Consider the following 19,429-nt stretch of genomic DNA (forward strand, 5'->3'; position numbering starts at 1 on the left):
AGGAGTTTCAGAAGAGCCCGCTACCGGTACAGAGGTCAGGCACAAGGAGTAGACTGGTCGGCTCTGCCTTCCTGAGGACGTGGTGATGATCAAGATATGGGGTCGCAAGAATTCCAGCAACGTGCGCAAGGTGTTGTGGGTCGCGCACGAACTGGGCCTGTCGTTCGATTCGATCGACGCTGGCGGCGCGTTTGGCATGGTCGACGAACCCTACTATCGCCAGCGTAACCCTAACGGCCTGGTGCCAATGCTCGAAGACGATGAACTGATACTGTGGGAGTCCAACGCCATCGTGCGTTATCTCTGTGCTGAATATGGCAGCAAGCAGGGTTGGTACTTGGATCAGCCGCGTCAACGCGCTCAGGCAGACAAATGGATGGATTGGACGACTTCATCCCTCGCTGCGCCATTCAGACCTCTGTTCTGGGGGTTGCTACGCACCCCCGAAGAGCAACGCGACTGGGTCGCCATCAACGCGGCGCACAAGCACTGCGCACAGTTGCTGTCCATTGCTGACCAGGCTCTGGCGACGCAACCCTATTTGACCGGTGAGCACATTGGTATGGGCGATGTTCCCTTGGGCAGTTTCGCCTACGCCTGGTTCGAGTTGCCCATCGAACGTCCAGAGATGCCTCACCTTGAGGCCTGGTACGAACGGTTGAAAGTGCGGCCGTCTTACCAGACAGCTGTTATGACGGCCTTGACCTGATCGAACACTCCAAGTGCTTCGATAGTCACTATCGATACGTATGACTGTACTTGTGCGGTCAGGGCTTGCACCATGGCCGCACCCCCTACTGCGCTGGCGCTTCAAGTCGGCGTGTTCCGAACCCTTTTTTCGGTACGTGATCTGCTATGAGTTCTGCTCTGTCCATCCGACAGTTGACCAAGACCTACGGCAACGGCTTCCAGGCCCTCAAGGGCATCGATCTGGAAGTTGCCGAAGGCGACTTCTTCGCCTTGCTCGGCCCCAACGGTGCCGGAAAATCCACTACGATCGGCATTCTCTCGACGCTGGTTAACAAGACCAGCGGCACAGTGAATGTCTTCGGCCACGATCTGGACCGCCAGCCTGCCGCGCTCAAGCGCAGCATCGGTGTTGTGCCTCAGGAGTTCAACTTCAACCAGTTCGAGAAGACCTTCGACATTGTCGTGACCCAGGCCGGTTACTACGGCATCCCGCCGAAGCTGGCCAAGGAGCGGGCCGAGCAGTACCTCACTCAGTTGGGGCTGTGGGACAAGCGTGATGTGCAGTCGCGTTCGCTGTCCGGCGGCATGAAGCGCCGGCTGATGATCGCCCGTGCATTGATCCACGAGCCGCGCCTGTTGATCCTCGACGAGCCCACGGCGGGTGTGGATATCGAGTTGCGCCGCTCGATGTGGAGCTTCCTCACCGAACTGAACCAGAAAGGCATCACCATCATCCTCACCACGCATTATTTGGAAGAGGCTGAGCAGTTGTGCCGCAACATCGGCATCATCGACCACGGCACCATCGTCGAGAACACCAGCATGCGCCAGTTGCTGGGCAAGCTGCACGTCGAAACCTTCGTGCTCGACCTGCGTCAGGATCTGATCGCCGCTCCGGTCCTGCAAGGTTACCCATGCCGGCTGATCACGCCACACACGCTGGAAGTGCAGGTGGACAAGGACATTGGTATCACTGCGCTTTTCGGTCAGTTGGCGTTGCAGCGCATCGAAGTGCAAAGCTTGCGTAACAAGACCAATCGTCTCGAGGAGTTGTTCGTGTCCCTGGTTGAAAAAAACCTCTCGAAGGTGGCGGTATGAGCATCGAATTGCGGACCAATTGGGTCGCCCTCAACACCATCGTCTACCGTGAAGTACGTCGTTTCCTGCGCATCTGGCCGCAAACACTGCTGCCGCCAGCCATCACCATGGTCTTGTACTTCGTCATCTTCGGAAACCTGATCGGCCGGCAGATCGGCGACATGGGCGGCTTCACCTACATGGAGTACATCGTTCCGGGGCTGATCATGATGTCGGTGATCACCAACTCTTATGGCAACGTGGTGTCGAGCTTCTTCGGCAGTAAGTTTCAACGCTCCATCGAAGAGCTGATGGTCTCGCCGGTGTCGCCGCATACCATCCTGGTGGGCTATGTGCTGGGTGGCGTGTTGCGTGGTCTGGCAGTGGGCGTGATCGTGACGATCCTGTCGATGTTCTTCACCCATCTGCAGGTTCACCATCTGGGCGTGACGGTTGTGGTGGTGCTGTTCACCGCGACGATCTTTTCGCTGCTGGGCTTCGTCAACGCGGTTTTTGCACGGAATTTCGATGACATTTCGATCATCCCGACCTTTGTGCTGACACCGCTGACCTACCTGGGCGGGGTGTTCTATTCGATCAACCTGTTGCCGCCGTTCTGGCAGACCGTGTCGCTGGCCAACCCGGTGTTGCACATGGTCAACTCGTTCCGCTACGGCATTCTAGGGGTGTCGGATATCAGCATTGGCACCGCGATCACCTTCATGGTGGTGGCCACTGCACTGCTCTACGCACTGTGCATCCGACTCCTGGTCAGTGGGCGTGGCATGCGGGCGTGAGCTTCTGAGCTTGCGCCGACGCCACTGGCGACCGACCCACCAGCGCCAGTAGAACAGTGTGCTGAAGTAGGCGGCGATGCCCAGAAGTACGCCGCATACCACCGACCCCAGCAGGAAGGGCTGCCATACGGTGGAGAGCTGGTCGGTGATCCACTGAAAAGTCAGCTCGTCTGGCAGCGTGCGCGGTGGCACTTGCATCAGCCAGGCCCCGGTCATGTAAGTGACGAAGAACACCGGTGGCATGGTCAGCGGGTTGGTCAGCCACACCAAGCTCACGGCAATGGGCAGGTTGCCCCGTACGGGAATGGCCAAGGCTGCAGCCAGCAGCATTTGCATGGGAATGGGGATCAGCGCCGCGAACAGTCCGACACCCATGGCACGAGCCACCGAATGGCGGTTCAGGTGCCAGAGGTTGGGGTCATGAAGTAATCGGCCGAAGAAGCGTAAGGATTTGTGTTCCCTGATGCTGGTCGGATCCGGCATGTAGCGTTTGAATAATCGGCGCGGCATGTAGGCCCCCGGGGCTGGAGTAGGGCGAGTATGCCGCGATTTCACCGCAATCTCGTTCAGAGTTTGTGACAATTATTGAGTGAGCTCTGAGGGCATTGGCGCCTAGGCTGCAGGGGCGTTGATGCTTGCGGAGCTCTATTTCTATGCGCACAGGGATGTTTGCGCTGGTGCTCGGGTTGTTGAGCCTGGGTTTGTGGCCTGCCTTGCCATCGGTCGGGTGGCTTTTCCTTCTGTCGTTGTTGGCGCTGTTGTGCCTGCGCAGCCGCGCCTGGCCGCTGGGCTGGCTGTTGCTGGGCGTGTGTTGGGCCTGCTGGTCGGCGCAGCAGGCTCTGGACGATCGCCTGGCCAGCGGTCTGGATGGCCGCACCTTGTGGTTGGAGGGCAGGGTGGTGGGGCTTCCGGCGCACTCCGGCGGCACTGTGCGCTTCGACCTTGAGGATGCGCAGTCGCGGCGTGGTGCGCTGCCTCGGCACGTCCAGTTGAGTTGGTTCGGCGGCCCGACGATCAGGGCGGGTGAACGCTGGCGACTGGCGGTGACACTCAGGCAGCCGAGCGGTCTGCTCAACCCCCATGGTGCGGATCGCGAAGCGATGTTTCTGGCTCGTCGCATTGGTGCCACCGGAACAGTCAAGGCCGGCGAGAGACTGGAGCCGGTCCGAGGCGGATGGCGGGATCGCTTGCGTCAGCGGCTGCTGGCAGTGGATGCGCACGGACGTGAATCGGTGCTGGCGGCTTTGCTGCTGGGGGATGGCTCGGGCCTGACGCGCACGGACTGGCAAACCTTGCAGGCCACTGGCACCGTGCATTTGCTGGTTATTTCCGGACAACACATCGGTCTGCTGGCAGGGCTGATTTACGGCGTCATTGCCGGCTTGGCTCGTCTAGGCGTGTGGCCTGGGCGCTGGCCGTGGCTACCTTGGGCGTGTGGTCTGGCGATGGCTTCGGCGTTGGGCTACGGGGCGCTGGCTGGATTCCAAGTGCCCGTGCAGCGTGCCTGCCTGATGCTGGCTACGGTGCTGCTCTGGCGTCTGCGCTTTCGCCACTTGGGCGCCTTCTTTCCGCTATTGCTGGCGCTGACCGGTGTGCTGCTGCTCGAGCCACTGGCAAGCCTGCTGCCAGGTTTCTGGTTGTCCTTCACTGCCGTGGCCACCTTGATCTACTGTTTCAGTGGGCGTCTGGGCCGCTGGCGTCCTTGGCAAGCCTGGAGTCGCGCGCAATGGGTGATCGCGATCGGTTTGCTGCCTGCATTGCTGGCGCTGGGCCTGCCGATCAGCCTCAGCGCACCGTTGGTCAATCTGCTGGCCGTGCCCTGGATCAGCCTGGCTGTTTTACCTCTGGCGTTGCTCGGCACGGCCTTGTTACCGCTGACGGGTGTCGGCGAGAGTTTGTTATGGGCGGCCGGCGGGTTGATCGACATCATGTTCCGCACGCTCGGCCTGTTGGCCGAATGGCAACCGGCGTGGCTGCCTCGTCCCTTGCCGCTGTGGCGTTGGAGCCTGGTGTGTGCCGGTGCGCTGCTGCTGCTGTCACCGCGCGGCGCGCCGCTCAAGGGTCTGGGGGCGGTGATGCTCTTGGCGCTATGGACGCCCCGCGATCATATCCCGCATGGACAGGCAGAGATCTGGCAGTTGGACGTCGGCCAAGGCCTGGCGGTACTGCTGCGTACGCGGCATCACAGCCTGCTCTACGACGCCGGGCCAGCCACCCGTTTCAGCGATCTTGGGGAAAGCGTGGTACTGCCAACGTTGCGCAAGCTCGGTGTCGATCAGCTCAATGTGATGTTGATCAGTCATGCCCATGCCGACCACGCGGGCGGTGCTGCGGCGGTGTATCGAGGACTGCCGATCGCGCGCGTGCTGGCAGGCGAGCCGCTGGCGCTGCCAGCCTCGCTGCAGGCGCAAGCGTGCGCCAGCGGCGAGCGCTGGGAATGGGACGGCGTGCATTTCTCGCTGTGGCACTGGCCGCAGGGCAAGAGCAGCAACGACCGCTCCTGTGTATTGATGGTCGAGGCTCAGGGCGAGCGCTTACTGCTCGCTGGCGATATGGAGACGGCCGCCGAGCGCGTCTGGCTGAAAGAAAACGTATCGCCACGCATCGACTGGCTGCAGTCACCGCATCACGGCAGCCGCAGTTCCTCCACCGAGCCGTTCATGCGCGCAACGGCGCCACGTGGCGTATTGATTTCCCGAGGGCGACACAACATGTTCGGTCACCCTCATCCCCAAGTGATCGAACGCTATCGACGGCATGGTCTGACCGTGCATGATACGGCTCTGCATGGCGCGTTGCGCCTGTCGCTGGGTGCCCATGGCGACGTCGAGGGGCTTGGTCTGCAGAGGCGTTTCTGGCGCGGGCCACCGTCCTGAACCTGCCTTAACGGCACTGGCTCAATCAACCTGAGGAAGCCCTGACCTCCGGCAGATGAGCGTCTGGCGCGCCTATGGTAGAGTGGCGACCATTTTCAGGGGGAATGCTTACTGTGTGGGAACTGGTCAAGTCTGGCGGCTGGATGATGCTGCCGATCATTCTGAGCTCCGTCGCTGCCATGGCGATCGTGGTCGAGCGCCTGTGGACCCTGCGTGCCAGCCGCGTCGCGCCCTCCCATTTGCTGGGGCAGGTATGGATGTGGATCAAGGACAAGCAGTTGACCAGCGACAAGCTCAAGGCGCTGCGTGCCGATTCTCCACTGGGCGAGATTCTTGCGGCAGGTCTGGCCAACTCCCGCCATGGCCGAGAGATCATGAAGGAATGCATCGAAGAGGCCGCTTCCCGAGTCATCCATGAGCTCGAGCGCTATATCAGCACGCTCGGCACCATCGCCGCCATGGCGCCTCTGCTCGGTCTGCTTGGCACAGTGCTGGGCATGATCGACATCTTCAGCGCCTTCATGGGCTCGCAGATGACCGCCAATGCCGCCGTGCTCGCTGGGGGTATTTCCAAAGCCTTGGTGACCACCGCAGCCGGTCTGATGGTGGGCATCCCCGCGGTATTCTTCCATCGTTTCCTGTTGCGCCGCATCGATGAGCTGGTCGTTGGGATGGAGCAGGAAGCGATCAAACTGGTCGAAGTGCTGCAAGGCGACCGCGAGGTCGAGGTGGCCGGAGGCGATGCGTGAAGTTTCGGCGTAATCGACAGCGCGAAAACGTCGACATCAACCTGGCGTCGCTGATCGATGTGGTGTTCGTCCTGCTGCTGTTCTTCGTAGTCACCACTACCTTCACCCGCGAGACGCAATTGCGCGTGGAACTGCCCGAAGCTGCCAACGGCGCGCCGGCGGTTGCCGATGACGCCAAACTGGTTGAGGTGACCATCAGCGCCGATGGGGTGTATTCAGTGAACAACCATCTGCTGCCCAAGAGCGATCTGGGCACTTTGACCGAGGCGCTCGAGCGCGAATCCGGCGGGGACAACACCCTGCCACTGGCCATCAGCGCGGATGGCAAGACCCCGCACCAGGCCGTGATCACGGCGATGGACGCTGCCGGCAAGCTCGGCTTCAGCCATCTGCGCATGACCACCGTCGAGGCGGCCCAGGGGACACCCTGATGAGCATCGCCGATCGTTTGCTTGCCGCCTGGTACGAAGGGCATCCGGCGTTGGCGCTGCTGCGCCCGCTCGAAGCGCTGTACCGGTGTGTCGTCACCCGCAAGCGTGTGCGCTTTCTGCAAGGGCAAAGCCCCAGCTACCGTGCACCGGTGCCAGTGATCGTGGTCGGTAACATCACCGTCGGCGGTACCGGCAAGACGCCTATGATCCTGTGGCTGATCGAGCATTGTCGGCGCCAGGGGCTCAAGGTCGGTGTGGTCAGTCGAGGCTATGGCGCCACGCCGCCCAGCTTGCCGTGGCAGGTCACGCCCGATCAGCACGCCTCGCAGGCCGGAGACGAACCGCTGCTGATCGTGCAGCGCACAGGCGTGCCGCTGATGATCGACCCGGACCGTTCGCGCGCTGTGCAGGCGCTGCTGGCCTGCGAGCCATTGGACGTGGTGCTCTGCGATGATGGCATGCAGCACTACCGGCTGGCGCGTGACCTGGAACTGGTGCTGATCGATGCAGCACGCGGCTTGGGCAATGGTCGTTGCCTGCCGGCCGGCCCCTTGCGTGAGCCTGTTGAGCGTCTGGCGCAGGTCGATGCGGTGCTGCACAACGGTGCTTCGTCCGATCCCGAAGGTGGTTTCGCCTTCGCCTTGCGCCCCAGTGCCCTGGTCAATCTGCGCACTGGTGAGCGGCGCGCGCTCGATTACTTCCCTCCCGGGCAAGCTGTCCATGCCGTGGCCGGCATCGGTAATCCCCAACGTTTCTTCAATACGCTGCTGGGACTAGACTGGCAGCCCGTACCTCATCCGTTTGCCGATCATGCTCAGTTCAGCGCGCAGAACCTCAGGTTCACGCCCGCGTTGCCGTTGGTCATGACAGAAAAGGATGCGGTGAAATGTCGAGATTTCGCAAGTGACGACTGGTGGTATCTGGCTGTCGATGCCGAACCTTCTTGCGCGTTCGTCGCTTGGTTCGATCGGCAACTCGACCGCCTGTTGCCTTGACCCCTTTCATTCTTTCGGCCTCCGGCCTCTAGGACACCCTCATGGACACCAAACTGCTAGATATCCTGGCCTGCCCGATCACCAAGAGTCCGCTCAAGCTCAGTCCCGACAAGACCGAACTGATCAGCAAGGCTGCTGGCCTGGCCTATCCGATCCGCGAGGGCATCCCGGTGATGTTGGAAAGTGAAGCGCGCACTTTGACTGACGATGAGCGTCTGGACAAATGAGTGTGACGTTCACGGTCGTTATTCCCGCGCGACTGCACTCCACCCGTCTGCCTGGCAAGCCACTGCTGCCGATTGCCGGTAAACCGATGGTGCAGCATGTCTGGGAGCAGGCCTGCAAGAGCAGCGCCAGCCGTGTGGTGATTGCGACTGACGACACCAGTATCGTCCAGGCGTGCCAGGCGTTTGGCGCTGAAGTGCTGCTGACCCGCGCCGACCATGAGTCCGGTACCGACCGACTGGCCGAGGTCGCCGCCCATTTGGGATTGCCCGCAGAAGCCATTGTGGTCAATGTGCAGGGTGACGAGCCGTTGATTCCGCCTTCGATCATCGACCAGGTGGCGGTCAATCTGGCAGCTCATCCGGAAGCGGGCATCGCAACCCTCGCCGAGCCGATCGACGAGCCGCAGACCGTGTTCAATCCCAACGCTGTCAAGGTGGTCAGCGACAAGCACGGGCTGGCCCTGACATTCAGTCGGGCGCCACTGCCCTGGGCGCGCGAAGCGTTCGCCCGTGATCGTGAGCAATTGCCCCATGACGTGCCCTATCGCCGACACATCGGCATGTATGCCTATCGGGTGAGCTTCCTTCAGGATTTCGTCGGCTGGGGGCCTTGCTGGCTCGAGCAGACTGAATCGCTGGAGCAACTGCGTGCGCTTTGGCATGGGGTGCGTATCCACGTGGCCGATGCGCTGGAGGCCCCGGCCGTCGGTGTCGATACGGCCGAAGACCTTGAGCGCGTGCGGCGCTTGCTGGAGGTATGATGCGTATCTTGTTCGTCTGCCTGGGCAATATCTGCCGGTCGCCGACCGCTGAGGGCGTGCTGCGCCAGCAGTTGCAGGCTGCCGGGCTTGCTGACCGCGTGCAAGTGGCCTCGGCCGGCACCGGCGACTGGCACGTGGGTAACCCCCCCGACAGCCGCACCTGCGCAGCTGCCCGGGCGCGCGGCTATGATCTCAGTGCGCAGCGCGCCCAGCAGGTCAAGGCGTCCCATTTCAGCGAGTACGACCTGATCCTGGCCATGGACAACAGCAACCTGCGCGACTTGCAGGCCCTGCGTCCGAGCGGTACGAGTGGTGAGCTTGATCTCTTTCTGCGCCGCTACGGCGCCGCGCTGGATGAAGTGCCGGACCCCTATTACCGCGGCGCCGAGGGTTTCGAGCAGGTCCTCGACTTGATCGAGGCCGCGTGCCGTGAACTGGTGGTGGATATCAAGGGGCGGATATGACGATGCAGTGGCAGGAGCATGCGTCGCTCAAGCCGTTCAATACCTTTGGCATCGACGTCAAGGCGCGGTGGCTGGCACAGGCCCACAACGACGCGCAGGTGCGTTCGGCCTTGGAGAGTGCTATCCAGCGACAGATCCCGGTGCTGGTCATCGGCGGTGGCAGCAACATGCTGTTCACTCGCGACGTCGACGCCTTGGTACTGCACATGGCCAGCCGTGGTCGACGGATCTGTAGCGACGATGGCGAACGGGTCGTCGTCGAGGCCGAGGCCGGTGAGCCTTGGCATCCATTCGTCCAGTGGAGCTTGGCCCAAGGGCTATGCGGTCTGGAAAACCTGAGCCTGATTCCGGGTACGGTTGGCGCTGCTCCCATGCAGAACGTCGGCGCCTATGGGGTGGAGATCAAGGACGTCTTCGCGGGTTTGACGGCCCTGGATCGACAGACCGGCGAGTTGTGTGAGTTCACGCTCGAACACTGTGCGTTCGGCTATCGAGACAGTGTGTTCAAGCGTAACCCAGGCCGCTGGTTGATTCTGCGTGTTCGTTTTCTGCTCAGTCGCACGCTGAGCGCGCACCTGGATTACGGGCCGGTGCGCCAGCGGCTGCAGGAGCAGGGCATCGAAGCGGTGACGGCGCAGGCTATCAGCGATGCGATCAGCAGCATTCGCCGTGAGAAGCTGCCGGACCCTGCTGAGTTGGGCAATGCCGGCAGCTTTTTCAAAAATCCTGTCGTTTCAGTTGCCTTGGCTGAGCAGATTCGCACGCATTATCCGAATCTTGTGGCTTATCCACAGGCTGACGGTGGGGTGAAACTGGCGGCGGGCTGGTTGATCGAGCAAGCGGGATGGAAAGGCCATCGCGAAGGTGACGCAGGCGTGCACCGTTTGCAATCGCTGGTGCTGGTCAATCACGGTCTGGCCTCGGGCGCTCAGATGCAGGATCTGGCCCAGCGAATCCAGGCTGATATCCTCGAGCGCTTCGGTGTGGCGCTGGAAATGGAACCCAACGTCTACTAAGCCACGGCTACCTCTCGTGCTGGAACGTTGAATAAGAAAAGGCCCCGCCAGTTCGCACTGGCGGGGCCTTTTCATTCAGCAGGCTGAATCAACCGTGGTGAGGCTTGTGCTCATTCTCGGAGGTTTCCAGTGCGGGTGCAGCGGCGGCCGCAGCGGCTTCAGCCTCGCGTTTGCGGCGACGTACCTCACGCGGATCGTTCGGTGCACGACCGTTCGACAGCATGACAGTCGAGGCTGGCGCCACGGCTGGCTCTTCGACCACTGCCGTTTCGGCTACGGCAGGAGCGGGCTCTTCGGCAACTGCAGGCGCGGCAGGGGTAGCAGCGGAAGTCTCGACTTCGGGCTCGACCGCAACCGGTTCGACCGTTGCAGCCTCGACGGAGGACGCGGGCACTTCCTTGCTTTCGATGACCGGGGCCTTCTCAGCGGCGACCACTTCCACGGCCGGTGCTTCAAGGGCTGGCGTCTCAGCAGCCGTTTCCGGCTCGCTGGCAGCGATGTGTGCTACCGGTTCAGGGACGACCTCGACAACTGGCTCGACGCTCGGCTCAACCACTGCGACAGGCTCGCTGAGCGGCTGTTCAACGACTGGCGCAATAGTAACGTCCTCAGCCTTGACCTCAGCCGGTTGCGGCTGCACCTGAGTCTGCTCGACGGGTTGAGCTGCTTCGTGCTGCTCGGTCTCGGCGACAGCGGCAGTCGCGCGCTCGGCTTGCTCATTGGCCTGGGCTTCGGCATTGGCGCTGACCGCGCTGGTAGCCACAGCGGCAGTTACCGCCAGGCCTGCAGCCAGTTCGGCGCCCAGTTCTGTGGCCTTGTGCTGCTGAGCTGGCTGCTCTTCGCTGCCTTCTTCCTCGCTGCCTTCGATCAACTCGCCATTGGCGTTGCGCTGGCGCTCGCGGCGATTGCTGCGACGACGTTGACCGCGCGAACGACGACGTGGGCGCTCGCCATCGGTGCTTTCCTGATCGTCCTGCAGGTGCTCTTCGTCAGGCAGTTGCTCTTCGCTGGTCTCGGCGGCTTGTTCGGCAGTGCGTGGCTGACGCTCTTCGCGCGGCTGGCGTGGTTGGCGTTCCTCGCGCGGTGCGCGCTCTTCGCGAGCTGGGCGCTCCTCACGTGCGGCCTGCTCTTCGCGGGCCGGACGCTCTTCGCGCACAGCAGTGTGCTCTTCTCGCGGAGCACGCTCTTCACGGGTTACACGTTCTTCGCGAGGAGCACGTTCTTCGCGCGGTGTGCGTTCTTCGCGAGGGGCACGTTCTTCGCGAGGGGCGCGTTCTTCACGTGATGCGCGTTCTTCACGTGGCGCACGCTCTTCACGGGCCACACGCTCCTCACGAGGGGCGCGCTCTTCACGGGCCACCGCAGGGGTGGCATCCAGCGGCTCGCGCAGTTCGCGCACGCGCTCTTCGCGGTTGCCACGGCGATCTTCACGCGGTTGGCGCGACTGGCGCTCTTCGCGAGGGGCGCGTTCTTCACGAGGGGCACGCTCTTCGCGCGGCTGACGCTCTTCACGAGAGGTGCGCTCGCTGCGCTCTTCACGCGGCTTGCGTTCTTCGTCGCGACGGCCGTTACGATTGCGGCTCTGCTGACGACCGTTGCGGCGCTCTTCGTTGCGCGCGGTGCGCTCGGTGGCAGGTTTCTGCACAGTGGCGGCCGGTGCGACGACGGGCTCTTCCTTCCCGGCGAACAGGCTGACCAGCGACTTGACCAACCCCTTGAACAGGCTCGGCTCCGGGACGGCGACGGGTGCTGGAGCAGGCGTCGGCGTGCTTGGCTGCTCTTCGCTAACGGTCGGCGTCGGGGCGTTGGTGCGGGCCGGCGCAGTCTTCACGGCGGCTTCCTGGCGAACCAGTGTACGGGTGGCGGTGGGTTGCGGCGCTTCTTCGGTCTCGCTGGTGGCGATCTCGTAGCTGGATTGGTTGGTCAGCACGTCCGGGTTGTCGTCGCGCAGGCGCTGGACTTCGAAGTGAGGGGTTTCCAGATGATCGTTGGGCAGGATGATGATGCGCGCACGGGTGCGCAGTTCGATCTTGGTGATCGAGTTGCGCTTCTCGTTGAGCAGGAACGCGGCAACCGGAATCGGCACCTGGGCACGCACCTCGGCGGTACGGTCCTTCAGTGCTTCTTCCTCGATCAGGCGCAGGATGGCCAGCGACAGGGATTCGACGTCGCGGATGATGCCGGTGCCCGAGCAGCGGGGGCAGACGATGCCGCTGCTCTCGCCCAGCGATGGGCGCAGGCGCTGGCGAGACATCTCCAGCAGACCGAAGCGCGAGATGCGGCCGACCTGTACACGGGCGCGGTCGGCTTCCAGGCATTCGCGAACACGTTCTTCGACGGCGCGTTGATTCTTGGCTGGCGTCATGTCGATGAAGTCGATGACGATCAGGCCGCCGATGTCACGCAGACGCAGTTGGCGGGCGATTTCTTCGGCCGCTTCCAGGTTGGTCTGCAGGGCAGTTTCCTCGATGTCGCTGCCTTTGGTGGCGCGCGCCGAGTTGATGTCGATCGAGACCAGTGCTTCGGTCGGATCGATGACGATGGAACCGCCGGATGGCAGGTCAACCACACGTTGGAAGGCCGTTTCGATCTGGCTTTCGATCTGGAAGCGATTGAACAGCGGGACGCTGTCTTCGTACAGCTTGACCTTGCTGGCGTACTGCGGCATGACCTGGCGGATGAAGGTCAGTGCTTCTTCCTGGGCATCGATGCTATCGATCAGCACTTCACCGATGTCCTGGCGCAGGTAATCGCGGATGGCGCGGATGATGACGTTGCTTTCCTGGTAGATCAGGAAGGGCGCAGCGCGGTCAAGGGAAGCTTCCTTGATGGCGGTCCACAGTTGCAGCAGGTAATCGAGGTCCCACTGCATTTCTTCGCTGCTGCGGCCAAGGCCAGCGGTGCGCACGATCAGGCCCATGTCGCCCGGTACGGTCAGGCCGTTGAGGGCTTCGCGCAGTTCGTTGCGTTCTTCGCCTTCGATGCGACGAGAAATACCGCCAGCGCGTGGGTTGTTGGGCATCAGCACCAGGTAGCGGCCGGCGAGGCTGATGAAAGTGGTCAGGGCTGCACCCTTGTTGCCACGCTCTTCTTTTTCGACCTGGACGATGACTTCCTGGCCTTCGCTCAGGACTTCCTTGATGTTGACACGGCCTTCAGGGGCCTTCTTGAAGTACTCGCGGGAGATTTCCTTCAGCGGCAGGAAGCCGTGACGTTCGGAGCCGAAGTCGACGAAAGCGGCTTCGAGGCTGGGTTCGATGCGAGTGATCTTGCCCTTGTAGATGTTGGCCTTTTTCTGCTCGCGGGCACCGGACTCGATGTCCAGGTCGTAGAGGCGTTGGCCATCCACCAGTGCTACACGCAACTCTTCGGGTTGAGTCGCGTTAATCAGCATTCTTTTCATGTTGTACCGTCGGTTTCCGGGCTGCCGGAAACGGCGTTCGGCACACACGACGTCTCATGGTCGGTGCCAAGGTGCGCAAAGGGTGGCATGCCACCCCCGTGTCCAGCGACGTTCGGCACCAGCCGGTTGCCCAGCCTGCCGTTGTCGCGACGACGCGTCCTGTTTGCTGCGGTGCCTATCGCACTCAGTCAGGAGGAGGAATCAGCCGAGGGCCGTGGACGCCTCTGGGGCGTCTGCAAACACCGGTTCCGCTCGCCGGGCCAATACAGTGGGCCGGTGCCGGCCGTGCTTCACGGTCCGGGCTGTACATCTCCACCCTGCACGTATCCCTGATAATTCGGGTGCTGCCGCGCGCTGAATCCGCAACGGGTTGCATTTTTCGCCAGCGCCGTATCTGCGCTGACGCCATTCATGTCCAAGGCTGGTGTTTCCGAAGTGTTCGCCAGGCGCTGCACGGAAGCGACAAGGCGGGGCAGGGGCATGCGAAAAAGAACAGGAGGGAGATGGAACACCGCACTTGTCGTTTTTTTCGTTCTTCTCTGCTCGGCGCTGGTGGCGATTCCAGGCATCTCGGTAAACTGGCACACACCCCGTCGGACGGCCTCGCGTCCTCGAGAATTGCGTTGGCCAGAGACGGTGCGAAACCGTGCGTTACTGGCCTACCGCTTTGGGCGGCGTTCGCGACTATAGCAGCAATGATTAAGTGCTTCAATTCCATAAAAATTGTTATGATCCTGCGATGACAACCAATAATCCCCCGACTTCCGGCGTTCAGCTGATCGAAGTCGCGCCGGAACTTGCCGGCCAGCGTATCGACAACTTCCTCATCACCGCACTCAAAGGCGTGCCCAAGACCCTTGTCTATCGCATCCTGCGCAAGGGTGAGGTGCGCGTGAACAAAGGGCGCATCAAACCCGAGTACAAGCTCCAGGCCGGCGATATCGTGCGCGTGCCGCCCGTGCGTCTGCCCGAGCGCGACGAGCCGGCGCCGGTGGCGCCAGGGCTGTTGCAGCGCCTGGAGGCGGCGATCGTCTATGAAGACAAGGCCCTGATCGTGATGAACAAGCCGGCTGGCATCGCCGTGCACGGCGGCAGCGGTCTGAGCTTCGGTGTCATCGAGGCGCTGCGCCAGCTGCGCCCCGACGCCAAGGAGCTGGAGTTGGTGCACCGTCTGGATCGCGATACCTCAGGCCTGCTGATGATCGCCAAGAAACGCAGCATGCTGCGCCACCTGCATGCCGCGCTGCGCGGCGATGGCGTGGACAAGCGCTACATGGCCTTGGTGCGGGGTCATTGGCCGACCTCGAAGAAGCAGGTCAATGCGCCTCTGCAGAAGAGCAACCTGCGTTCCGGCGAGCGCATGGTCGAAGTGAATGACGAGGGCAAGGAAGCGCTGACGCTGTTCCGTGTATTACGTCGCTTCGGCGAGTTCGCCACGCTGGTCGAGGCTCGTCCGATCACCGGGCGCACGCACCAGATTCGTGTGCACACCCTGCATGCCGGGCATATGATCGCGGGCGACAGTAAATATGGTGATGAAGATTTCACTCGCGAAATTCGTGACCTGGGGGGCAAGCGCCTGTTCCTGCACGCCTATGCGCTGACGGTGCCGCTGCCTGATGGCGGCGAGCTCAAGCTCGAGGCTCCCGTCGATGAGGCGTGGGCCAAGACAGTTGAACGCCTGGGGGCAAGCTGAGCGGCCATGCGCAAACCCTATGAACTGCTGATCTTCGACTGGGACGGCACCCTGGCCGACTCAATAGGGCGTATTGTCGATTCGATGAATCTCGCCGCTGAGCGCGCGGGTGAGATCCCCAGTGCCGAGGCTGCCGTGAAGGGAATCATCGGTCTGGCGCTGGATGAGGCGATCTCGGTGCTCTATCCGCACCTTGGCGCGCATGAAGTGGCACGTTTTCGACAGCATTACGCCGATATCTATACCGATCTCGACCGACAGCCTTCGCCGTTGTTCGAGGGTGTGTCGCAATCGCTGGAGGTCTTTCGGGCGCAGGGTTATCGCCTGGCGGTGGCCACCGGCAAGGCGCGGCGAGGGCTGGATCGGGTGCTCAAAGCCAATGGCTGGGAGGACTTTTTCGATATCACCCGTGCTGCTGACGAGACCCGTGGCAAGCCTCATCCGCTGATGCTTCAGGAAATTCTCGCGCATTGCCGGGTCGAGGCGGGCGAGGCGTTGATGGTTGGGGATTCGGCATTCGATTTGCAGATGGCCAACAATGCTGGCATGCACTCGGTGGCCGTGGGCTACGGCGCGATGTCGCTTGAGGCGCTCGCCGAGTTTGGTCCGCGGGTGTGTATCGAGCATTTTTCACAATTGCGCGAGTGGCTGGCTGGCGCTGCGCGCTCCAATTCCAAGGTAGGTGAGCATGGCTGACGAGTGGAAGGCGCCTGCATCCGAAGATGCAGTCGAGGACAAGGAAGAGCGCAAGAGCTGGAAGCTGCTGGAGAAGACGCTCCTGGCCAGTGTTCAAGAGCAGCGGCGTGCGCGGCGTTGGGGGATCTTCTTCAAGCTGCTGACATTCATCTACCTGTTCGGCATCCTGTTCCTGTTCTCGCCCTTCATGGACATGGAGTCCACGGCCTCGCGCAGTGCCAGTCATACGGCGCTGGTCGAGGTGCGTGGGGTCATCGCGGATCAGGAAGCTGCCAGTGCCGACAACATCATCAAGAGCCTGCGGGAGGCATTCAAGGATGCCAAGACCAAGGCGGTGGTGATGCGCATCAACAGTCCGGGCGGTAGTCCGGTGCAGGCAGGGTATGTCTACGACGAGATACGTCGCCTGCGCGCCGAGTACCCCGCGATCAAGCTGTATGCGGTGATCACGGATCTAGGGGCCTCTGGTGCGTACTACATTGCCAGTGCGGCTGATGAGATCTATGCCGACAAGGCCAGTCTGGTGGGCTCGATCGGCGTGACGGCGGCAGGCTACGGGTTTGTCGGGGCGATGGAGAAGCTGGGAGTGGAGCGTCGCGCTTACACCTCGGGCGAGCACAAGGCGTTCCTCGATCCGTTCTCGCCGCAGAAGCCGGATGAAACAGCGTTCTGGCAAGGTGTGCTGGATACCACGCACAATCAGTTCATCGCGATGGTCAAGCAAGGTCGTGGCGATCGCCTGAAGGACAAAGAACACCCTGAGCTGTTCAGTGGTTTGGTCTGGTCTGGCGAGCAGGCCAAGGCCTTGGGGTTGGTCGATGGCCTGGGCAGCGCCAGCTATGTGGCGCGTGATGTCGTCGGCGAGAAAGAGTTGGTCGATTTCACCGTGCAGGAATCGCCTTTCGATCGCTTCTCCAAGCGCATGGGCGCCAGTGTGGCTGAGCGTCTCGCGCTGTACATGGGGCTTCAGGGGCCTTCATTGCGCTAATGGGCGCTAGCGGGGCTGCTCGACGGCCCCGCTGGTTTCAGGGTACTTGCACGCCCTCCTTGAGCAACATGTCCACCAGGCGTATGAGGGGCAGGCCGATCAAGCTTGTCGCGTCGCTGCCGTGTGTGCTCTGAAAGAGCGAAACGCCCAATCCCTCGGCCTTGAAGCTGCCGGCGCAATCCAGTGGTTGCTCGGTCTGTACGTAGCGCTCCACGCGCTGGCGGTCCAGTTCGCGCAACGTCACGGTGAAGGGGATGCAGTCAACCTGGCAGTGGCCTGTGGCGCTGTTGAGCAGGGCCAGGCCAGTCAGGAAAGTGACGGATTGTCCGCTGGCGGCCAGCAGTTGCTCACAGGCGCGCTCGGCGCTGTGTGGTTTGCCGAGGATACGTTCGCCGAGCACGGCGACCTGGTCCGAACCGATGATCAGGTGCTGTGGGTGATGTTCGGCCAGGGCTTGGGCCTTGAGCCGAGCGAGTCTGCGGACCAGTTCAGCAGCGGTCTCGTCGCCTTGGCGCGCTTCGTCTATGTCGGGACTCGCCCAGGTGAAGGGCAGGTGCAGGCGCTGGAGCAGTTCGCGCCGGTAGGGGGAGCTCGAGGCGAGCAGCAGAGGAAGCATGGTGGACTCCTTGGCAGTTGCCGTGATTCTAACATGCGTCAAGCTGCCGAATTTCCTTTGACAGAGGCGGGGGGCATCCCTAGAATGCTGCGCCTATGTTGAATGACCCGATTCCACCTCACGTTGACCCGCGCAAATTAGCCGATCGTGGCGTAACCCTCGAGGGTTCGCTGCAACTCGCTGATTTGGAAAGACTCTGCGACCCGCTTTCCGACACTGTCGGTACGGTGCAGGCGAAGTTCGATTTTGAACGAGACGAACAGCACGTTGTGGTTATCCACAGTGATTTGAATGTCGAAGTCAAAATGGTTTGCCAGCGTTGTCTTGAGCTGGTCACCCTGCCGATCCATAGCGAATGTACGTACGCTGTGGTGAAGGAGGGTGCGAATACCCAGTCGTTGCCGAAAGGCTATGACGTGCTGGAACTGGGCGAAGATCCTTTGGATCTGCAGGCGCTGATCGAGGAAGAGCTTTTGCTCGCACTTCCTATCGTGCCTGCTCATCATCCGGAAGAATGCCAGCAGCCGGCGGGCGCAGACGAGCCCGAATCGAGCAAGGACGAGGTATCGCGGTCCAACCCGTTCAGTGTCTTGGCGCAGTTAAAGCGTGACCCAAACGTTTAGGAGTTAATCAATTATGGCTGTTCAGCAGAACAAAAAATCCCGCTCTGCCCGTGACATGCGTCGTTCGCACGATGCCCTGTCGGAAAACGCGCTGTCCGTAGAAAAGAGCACCGGTGAAGTTCACCTGCGCCACCACGTATCGCCAGAAGGCGTATACCGTGGTCGCAAAGTGATCGACAAGGGCGCTGACGAGTAATCCTTGTCCGCTCAGATCATCGCGATCGACGCAATGGGCGGGGACTTCGGTCCCCGCAGCATTGTTGAGGCCAGTATCGCTTGCCTTTCGGCTACCCCCTCGCTCCATCTGACCCTCGTCGGTCAAACCTCCCTTCTCGAAGAACTCGTCAGTGGCCTTGCAGCCATCGATCGCGCGCGCCTGCGGATCGTGGATGCCAGCGAAGTGATTGGTATGGATGAGCGGCCCTCGCAGGCCTTGCGCGGCAAGCCTGACTCTTCGATGCGTGTCGCGCTCGAGCTGGTCCGTGATGGCAAAGCGCAGGCGTGCGTAAGCGCCGGCAATACGGGCGCTTTGATGGCCTTGTCGCGTCTCGTGCTCAAAACCTTGCCGGGTATCGATCGGCCGGCCATGGTGGCGGCCATTCCTACACGGCAAGGTTACTGCCAACTGCTCGACCTGGGTGCGAACGTCGACTGCAGCGCCGATCACCTCTACCAGTTTGCTGTGATGGGGTCGGTGGCGGCGCAAGCGCTGGGCGTGCGCCGCCCACGAGTAGCTCTGCTGAACATCGGTACCGAAGACATCAAGGGCAATCAGCAAGTCAAACTGGCTGCCAGTTTGCTGAAGAACGCCCGTGGCCTTAACTATGTCGGTTTCATTGAAGGTGACGGGCTGTATCGCGGCGAGGCCGATGTGGTGGTGTGCGACGGCTTCGTGGGCAATATCCTGCTCAAATCCAGCGAAGGGCTGGCAACCATGATCGGCGAGCGTCTGGAAGCGTTGTTCAAGGCCGGTTTGTTGGCCCGAGTTGCGGGTGCTTTGGCCAGGCCCTTGTTGCGGCGCCTGCAATCGGACCTGGCGCCGGCGCGGCACAACGGCGCAAGCTTTCTGGGATTGCAGGGTATCGTCGTGAAAAGCCACGGGTCGGCGGGTGTGCAAGGCCTGCAGAGTGCTATCCAGCGGGCGCTGATCGAGATTCAGGAAAATCTACCGCAGCGTTTGCATGGTCGCCTGGAAGACCTGTTGCCTTAGGTGTATCGGCCATGAAGTGGTTAAATGTGACCGCTTGGTCTGCGTTTCCATCCAAGTTTTCAGATTCCGTGCCCTGCCGATGGCAGGGTGCACCCCATTCGACGACAAGATCAT

Annotated in this window: 20 protein-coding genes; 17 read left to right on the top strand and 3 right to left on the bottom strand. The window is 61.9% G+C overall.

Annotated features, from left to right (window positions below; translation table 11 throughout):
• Nucleotides 1-85 precede the first annotated feature (85 nt).
• The 3 genes from Q6A47_RS12780 (at nucleotide 86) to Q6A47_RS12790 (ending at nucleotide 2,564) form a co-directional block, all read left to right on the top strand.
• Nucleotides 86-709 carry a glutathione S-transferase gene (locus tag Q6A47_RS12780; RefSeq protein ID WP_304484472.1) on the top strand — a complete coding sequence of 208 codons (624 nt, stop codon included), beginning with the start codon at nucleotides 86-88 and terminating at the stop codon, nucleotides 707-709.
• A gap of 146 nt (nucleotides 710-855) precedes the next feature.
• A complete protein-coding gene (locus Q6A47_RS12785) occupies nucleotides 856-1,788 on the top strand; it encodes an ABC transporter ATP-binding protein (protein ID WP_029612975.1) in 933 nt (310 codons plus the stop codon).
• Nucleotides 1,785-2,564: an ABC transporter permease gene (locus Q6A47_RS12790; protein WP_029612976.1), complete on the top strand. Its 780-nt coding sequence runs from the start codon at nucleotides 1,785-1,787 to the stop codon at nucleotides 2,562-2,564. The genes Q6A47_RS12785 and Q6A47_RS12790 overlap by 4 nt, the downstream gene beginning before the upstream one ends.
• Here Q6A47_RS12790 and Q6A47_RS12795 read toward each other — a convergent pair.
• Nucleotides 2,448-3,074 carry a DUF2062 domain-containing protein gene (locus Q6A47_RS12795; protein ID WP_116887815.1) on the bottom strand — a complete coding sequence of 209 codons (627 nt, stop codon included), beginning with the start codon at nucleotides 3,072-3,074 and terminating at the stop codon, nucleotides 2,448-2,450. The genes Q6A47_RS12790 and Q6A47_RS12795 overlap by 117 nt on opposite strands.
• Before the next feature lie 143 nt (nucleotides 3,075-3,217).
• On the opposite strand from Q6A47_RS12795, the gene Q6A47_RS12800 reads away from it, so the two are divergent.
• The 8 genes from Q6A47_RS12800 (at nucleotide 3,218) to murB (ending at nucleotide 10,083) form a co-directional block, all read left to right on the top strand.
• On the top strand, nucleotides 3,218-5,440 hold the full coding sequence (locus tag Q6A47_RS12800) for a DNA internalization-related competence protein ComEC/Rec2 (protein WP_116887816.1): 2,223 nt from the start codon (nucleotides 3,218-3,220) through the stop codon (nucleotides 5,438-5,440).
• 113 nt (nucleotides 5,441-5,553) lie between these two features.
• Complete coding sequence (gene pocA / locus Q6A47_RS12805; RefSeq protein ID WP_029612977.1) at nucleotides 5,554-6,189, top strand: flagellar polar localization protein PocA; 636 nt, start codon at nucleotides 5,554-5,556, stop codon at nucleotides 6,187-6,189.
• Complete coding sequence (pocB, locus tag Q6A47_RS12810) at nucleotides 6,186-6,620, top strand: flagellar polar localization protein PocB (protein ID WP_039576284.1); 435 nt, start codon at nucleotides 6,186-6,188, stop codon at nucleotides 6,618-6,620. The genes pocA and pocB overlap by 4 nt, the downstream gene beginning before the upstream one ends.
• Nucleotides 6,620-7,615, top strand: a complete 996-nt coding sequence (lpxK, locus tag Q6A47_RS12815; protein ID WP_029612979.1) for a tetraacyldisaccharide 4'-kinase — start codon at nucleotides 6,620-6,622, stop codon at nucleotides 7,613-7,615. Before pocB ends, lpxK begins: the two co-directional genes overlap by 1 nt.
• 41 nt (nucleotides 7,616-7,656) lie before the next feature.
• Nucleotides 7,657-7,842 (top strand): Trm112 family protein, encoded by a 186-nt coding sequence (locus Q6A47_RS12820; protein ID WP_304484473.1) that lies wholly within the window; start codon nucleotides 7,657-7,659, stop codon nucleotides 7,840-7,842.
• Nucleotides 7,839-8,603, top strand: coding sequence for a 3-deoxy-manno-octulosonate cytidylyltransferase (kdsB, locus tag Q6A47_RS12825; RefSeq protein WP_029612981.1), 765 nt, complete (start codon nucleotides 7,839-7,841; stop codon nucleotides 8,601-8,603). Before Q6A47_RS12820 ends, kdsB begins: the two co-directional genes overlap by 4 nt.
• Complete coding sequence (locus tag Q6A47_RS12830) at nucleotides 8,603-9,067, top strand: low molecular weight protein-tyrosine-phosphatase (RefSeq protein ID WP_029612983.1); 465 nt, start codon at nucleotides 8,603-8,605, stop codon at nucleotides 9,065-9,067. Before kdsB ends, Q6A47_RS12830 begins: the two co-directional genes overlap by 1 nt.
• Nucleotides 9,064-10,083: a UDP-N-acetylmuramate dehydrogenase gene (gene murB, locus Q6A47_RS12835; protein ID WP_039576286.1), complete on the top strand. Its 1,020-nt coding sequence runs from the start codon at nucleotides 9,064-9,066 to the stop codon at nucleotides 10,081-10,083. Before Q6A47_RS12830 ends, murB begins: the two co-directional genes overlap by 4 nt.
• Nucleotides 10,084-10,171: 88 nt before the next feature.
• On the opposite strand, the gene rne is transcribed toward murB, so the two are convergent.
• Entirely contained in the window at nucleotides 10,172-13,486 is a 3,315-nt protein-coding gene (rne, locus tag Q6A47_RS12840; protein ID WP_304484474.1) for a ribonuclease E, read from the bottom strand.
• Nucleotides 13,487-14,225: 739 nt separating this feature from the next.
• Here rne and rluC point away from each other — a divergent pair.
• The 3 genes from rluC to Q6A47_RS12855 are packed head-to-tail and all read left to right on the top strand — an operon-like array spanning nucleotide 14,226 to nucleotide 16,866.
• Nucleotides 14,226-15,182 carry a 23S rRNA pseudouridine(955/2504/2580) synthase RluC gene (rluC, locus tag Q6A47_RS12845; protein WP_116887820.1) on the top strand — a complete coding sequence of 319 codons (957 nt, stop codon included), beginning with the start codon at nucleotides 14,226-14,228 and terminating at the stop codon, nucleotides 15,180-15,182.
• A 6-nt stretch (nucleotides 15,183-15,188) separates the two neighbouring features.
• Nucleotides 15,189-15,878 (top strand): HAD family hydrolase, encoded by a 690-nt coding sequence (locus Q6A47_RS12850; protein WP_304484475.1) that lies wholly within the window; start codon nucleotides 15,189-15,191, stop codon nucleotides 15,876-15,878.
• On the top strand, nucleotides 15,871-16,866 hold the full coding sequence (locus Q6A47_RS12855) for a S49 family peptidase (RefSeq protein ID WP_304484476.1): 996 nt from the start codon (nucleotides 15,871-15,873) through the stop codon (nucleotides 16,864-16,866). Before Q6A47_RS12850 ends, Q6A47_RS12855 begins: the two co-directional genes overlap by 8 nt.
• Nucleotides 16,867-16,903: 37 nt before the next feature.
• Here Q6A47_RS12855 and Q6A47_RS12860 read toward each other — a convergent pair whose 3' ends face one another.
• On the bottom strand, nucleotides 16,904-17,482 hold the full coding sequence (locus Q6A47_RS12860; protein ID WP_039576294.1) for a Maf family protein: 579 nt from the start codon (nucleotides 17,480-17,482) through the stop codon (nucleotides 16,904-16,906).
• 95 nt (nucleotides 17,483-17,577) lie between these two features.
• Between Q6A47_RS12860 and Q6A47_RS12865 the strand changes: the two genes are divergently transcribed.
• From Q6A47_RS12865 to plsX, 3 genes are read left to right on the top strand one after another with little or no spacing between them, the layout of a single operon-like run.
• Nucleotides 17,578-18,105, top strand: coding sequence for a YceD family protein (locus Q6A47_RS12865; RefSeq protein WP_080754710.1), 528 nt, complete (start codon nucleotides 17,578-17,580; stop codon nucleotides 18,103-18,105).
• Nucleotides 18,106-18,118: 13 nt separating this feature from the next.
• Entirely contained in the window at nucleotides 18,119-18,301 is a 183-nt protein-coding gene (gene rpmF / locus Q6A47_RS12870; protein WP_008096416.1) for a 50S ribosomal protein L32, read from the top strand.
• A 3-nt stretch (nucleotides 18,302-18,304) separates the two neighbouring features.
• Nucleotides 18,305-19,315 (top strand): phosphate acyltransferase PlsX, encoded by a 1,011-nt coding sequence (gene plsX, locus Q6A47_RS12875; RefSeq protein ID WP_116887822.1) that lies wholly within the window; start codon nucleotides 18,305-18,307, stop codon nucleotides 19,313-19,315.
• Nucleotides 19,316-19,429: the final 114 nt, after the last annotated feature.

The organism is Pseudomonas boreofloridensis (assembly GCF_030580795.1).
Classification (GTDB): domain Bacteria; phylum Pseudomonadota; class Gammaproteobacteria; order Pseudomonadales; family Pseudomonadaceae; genus Aquipseudomonas; species Aquipseudomonas boreofloridensis.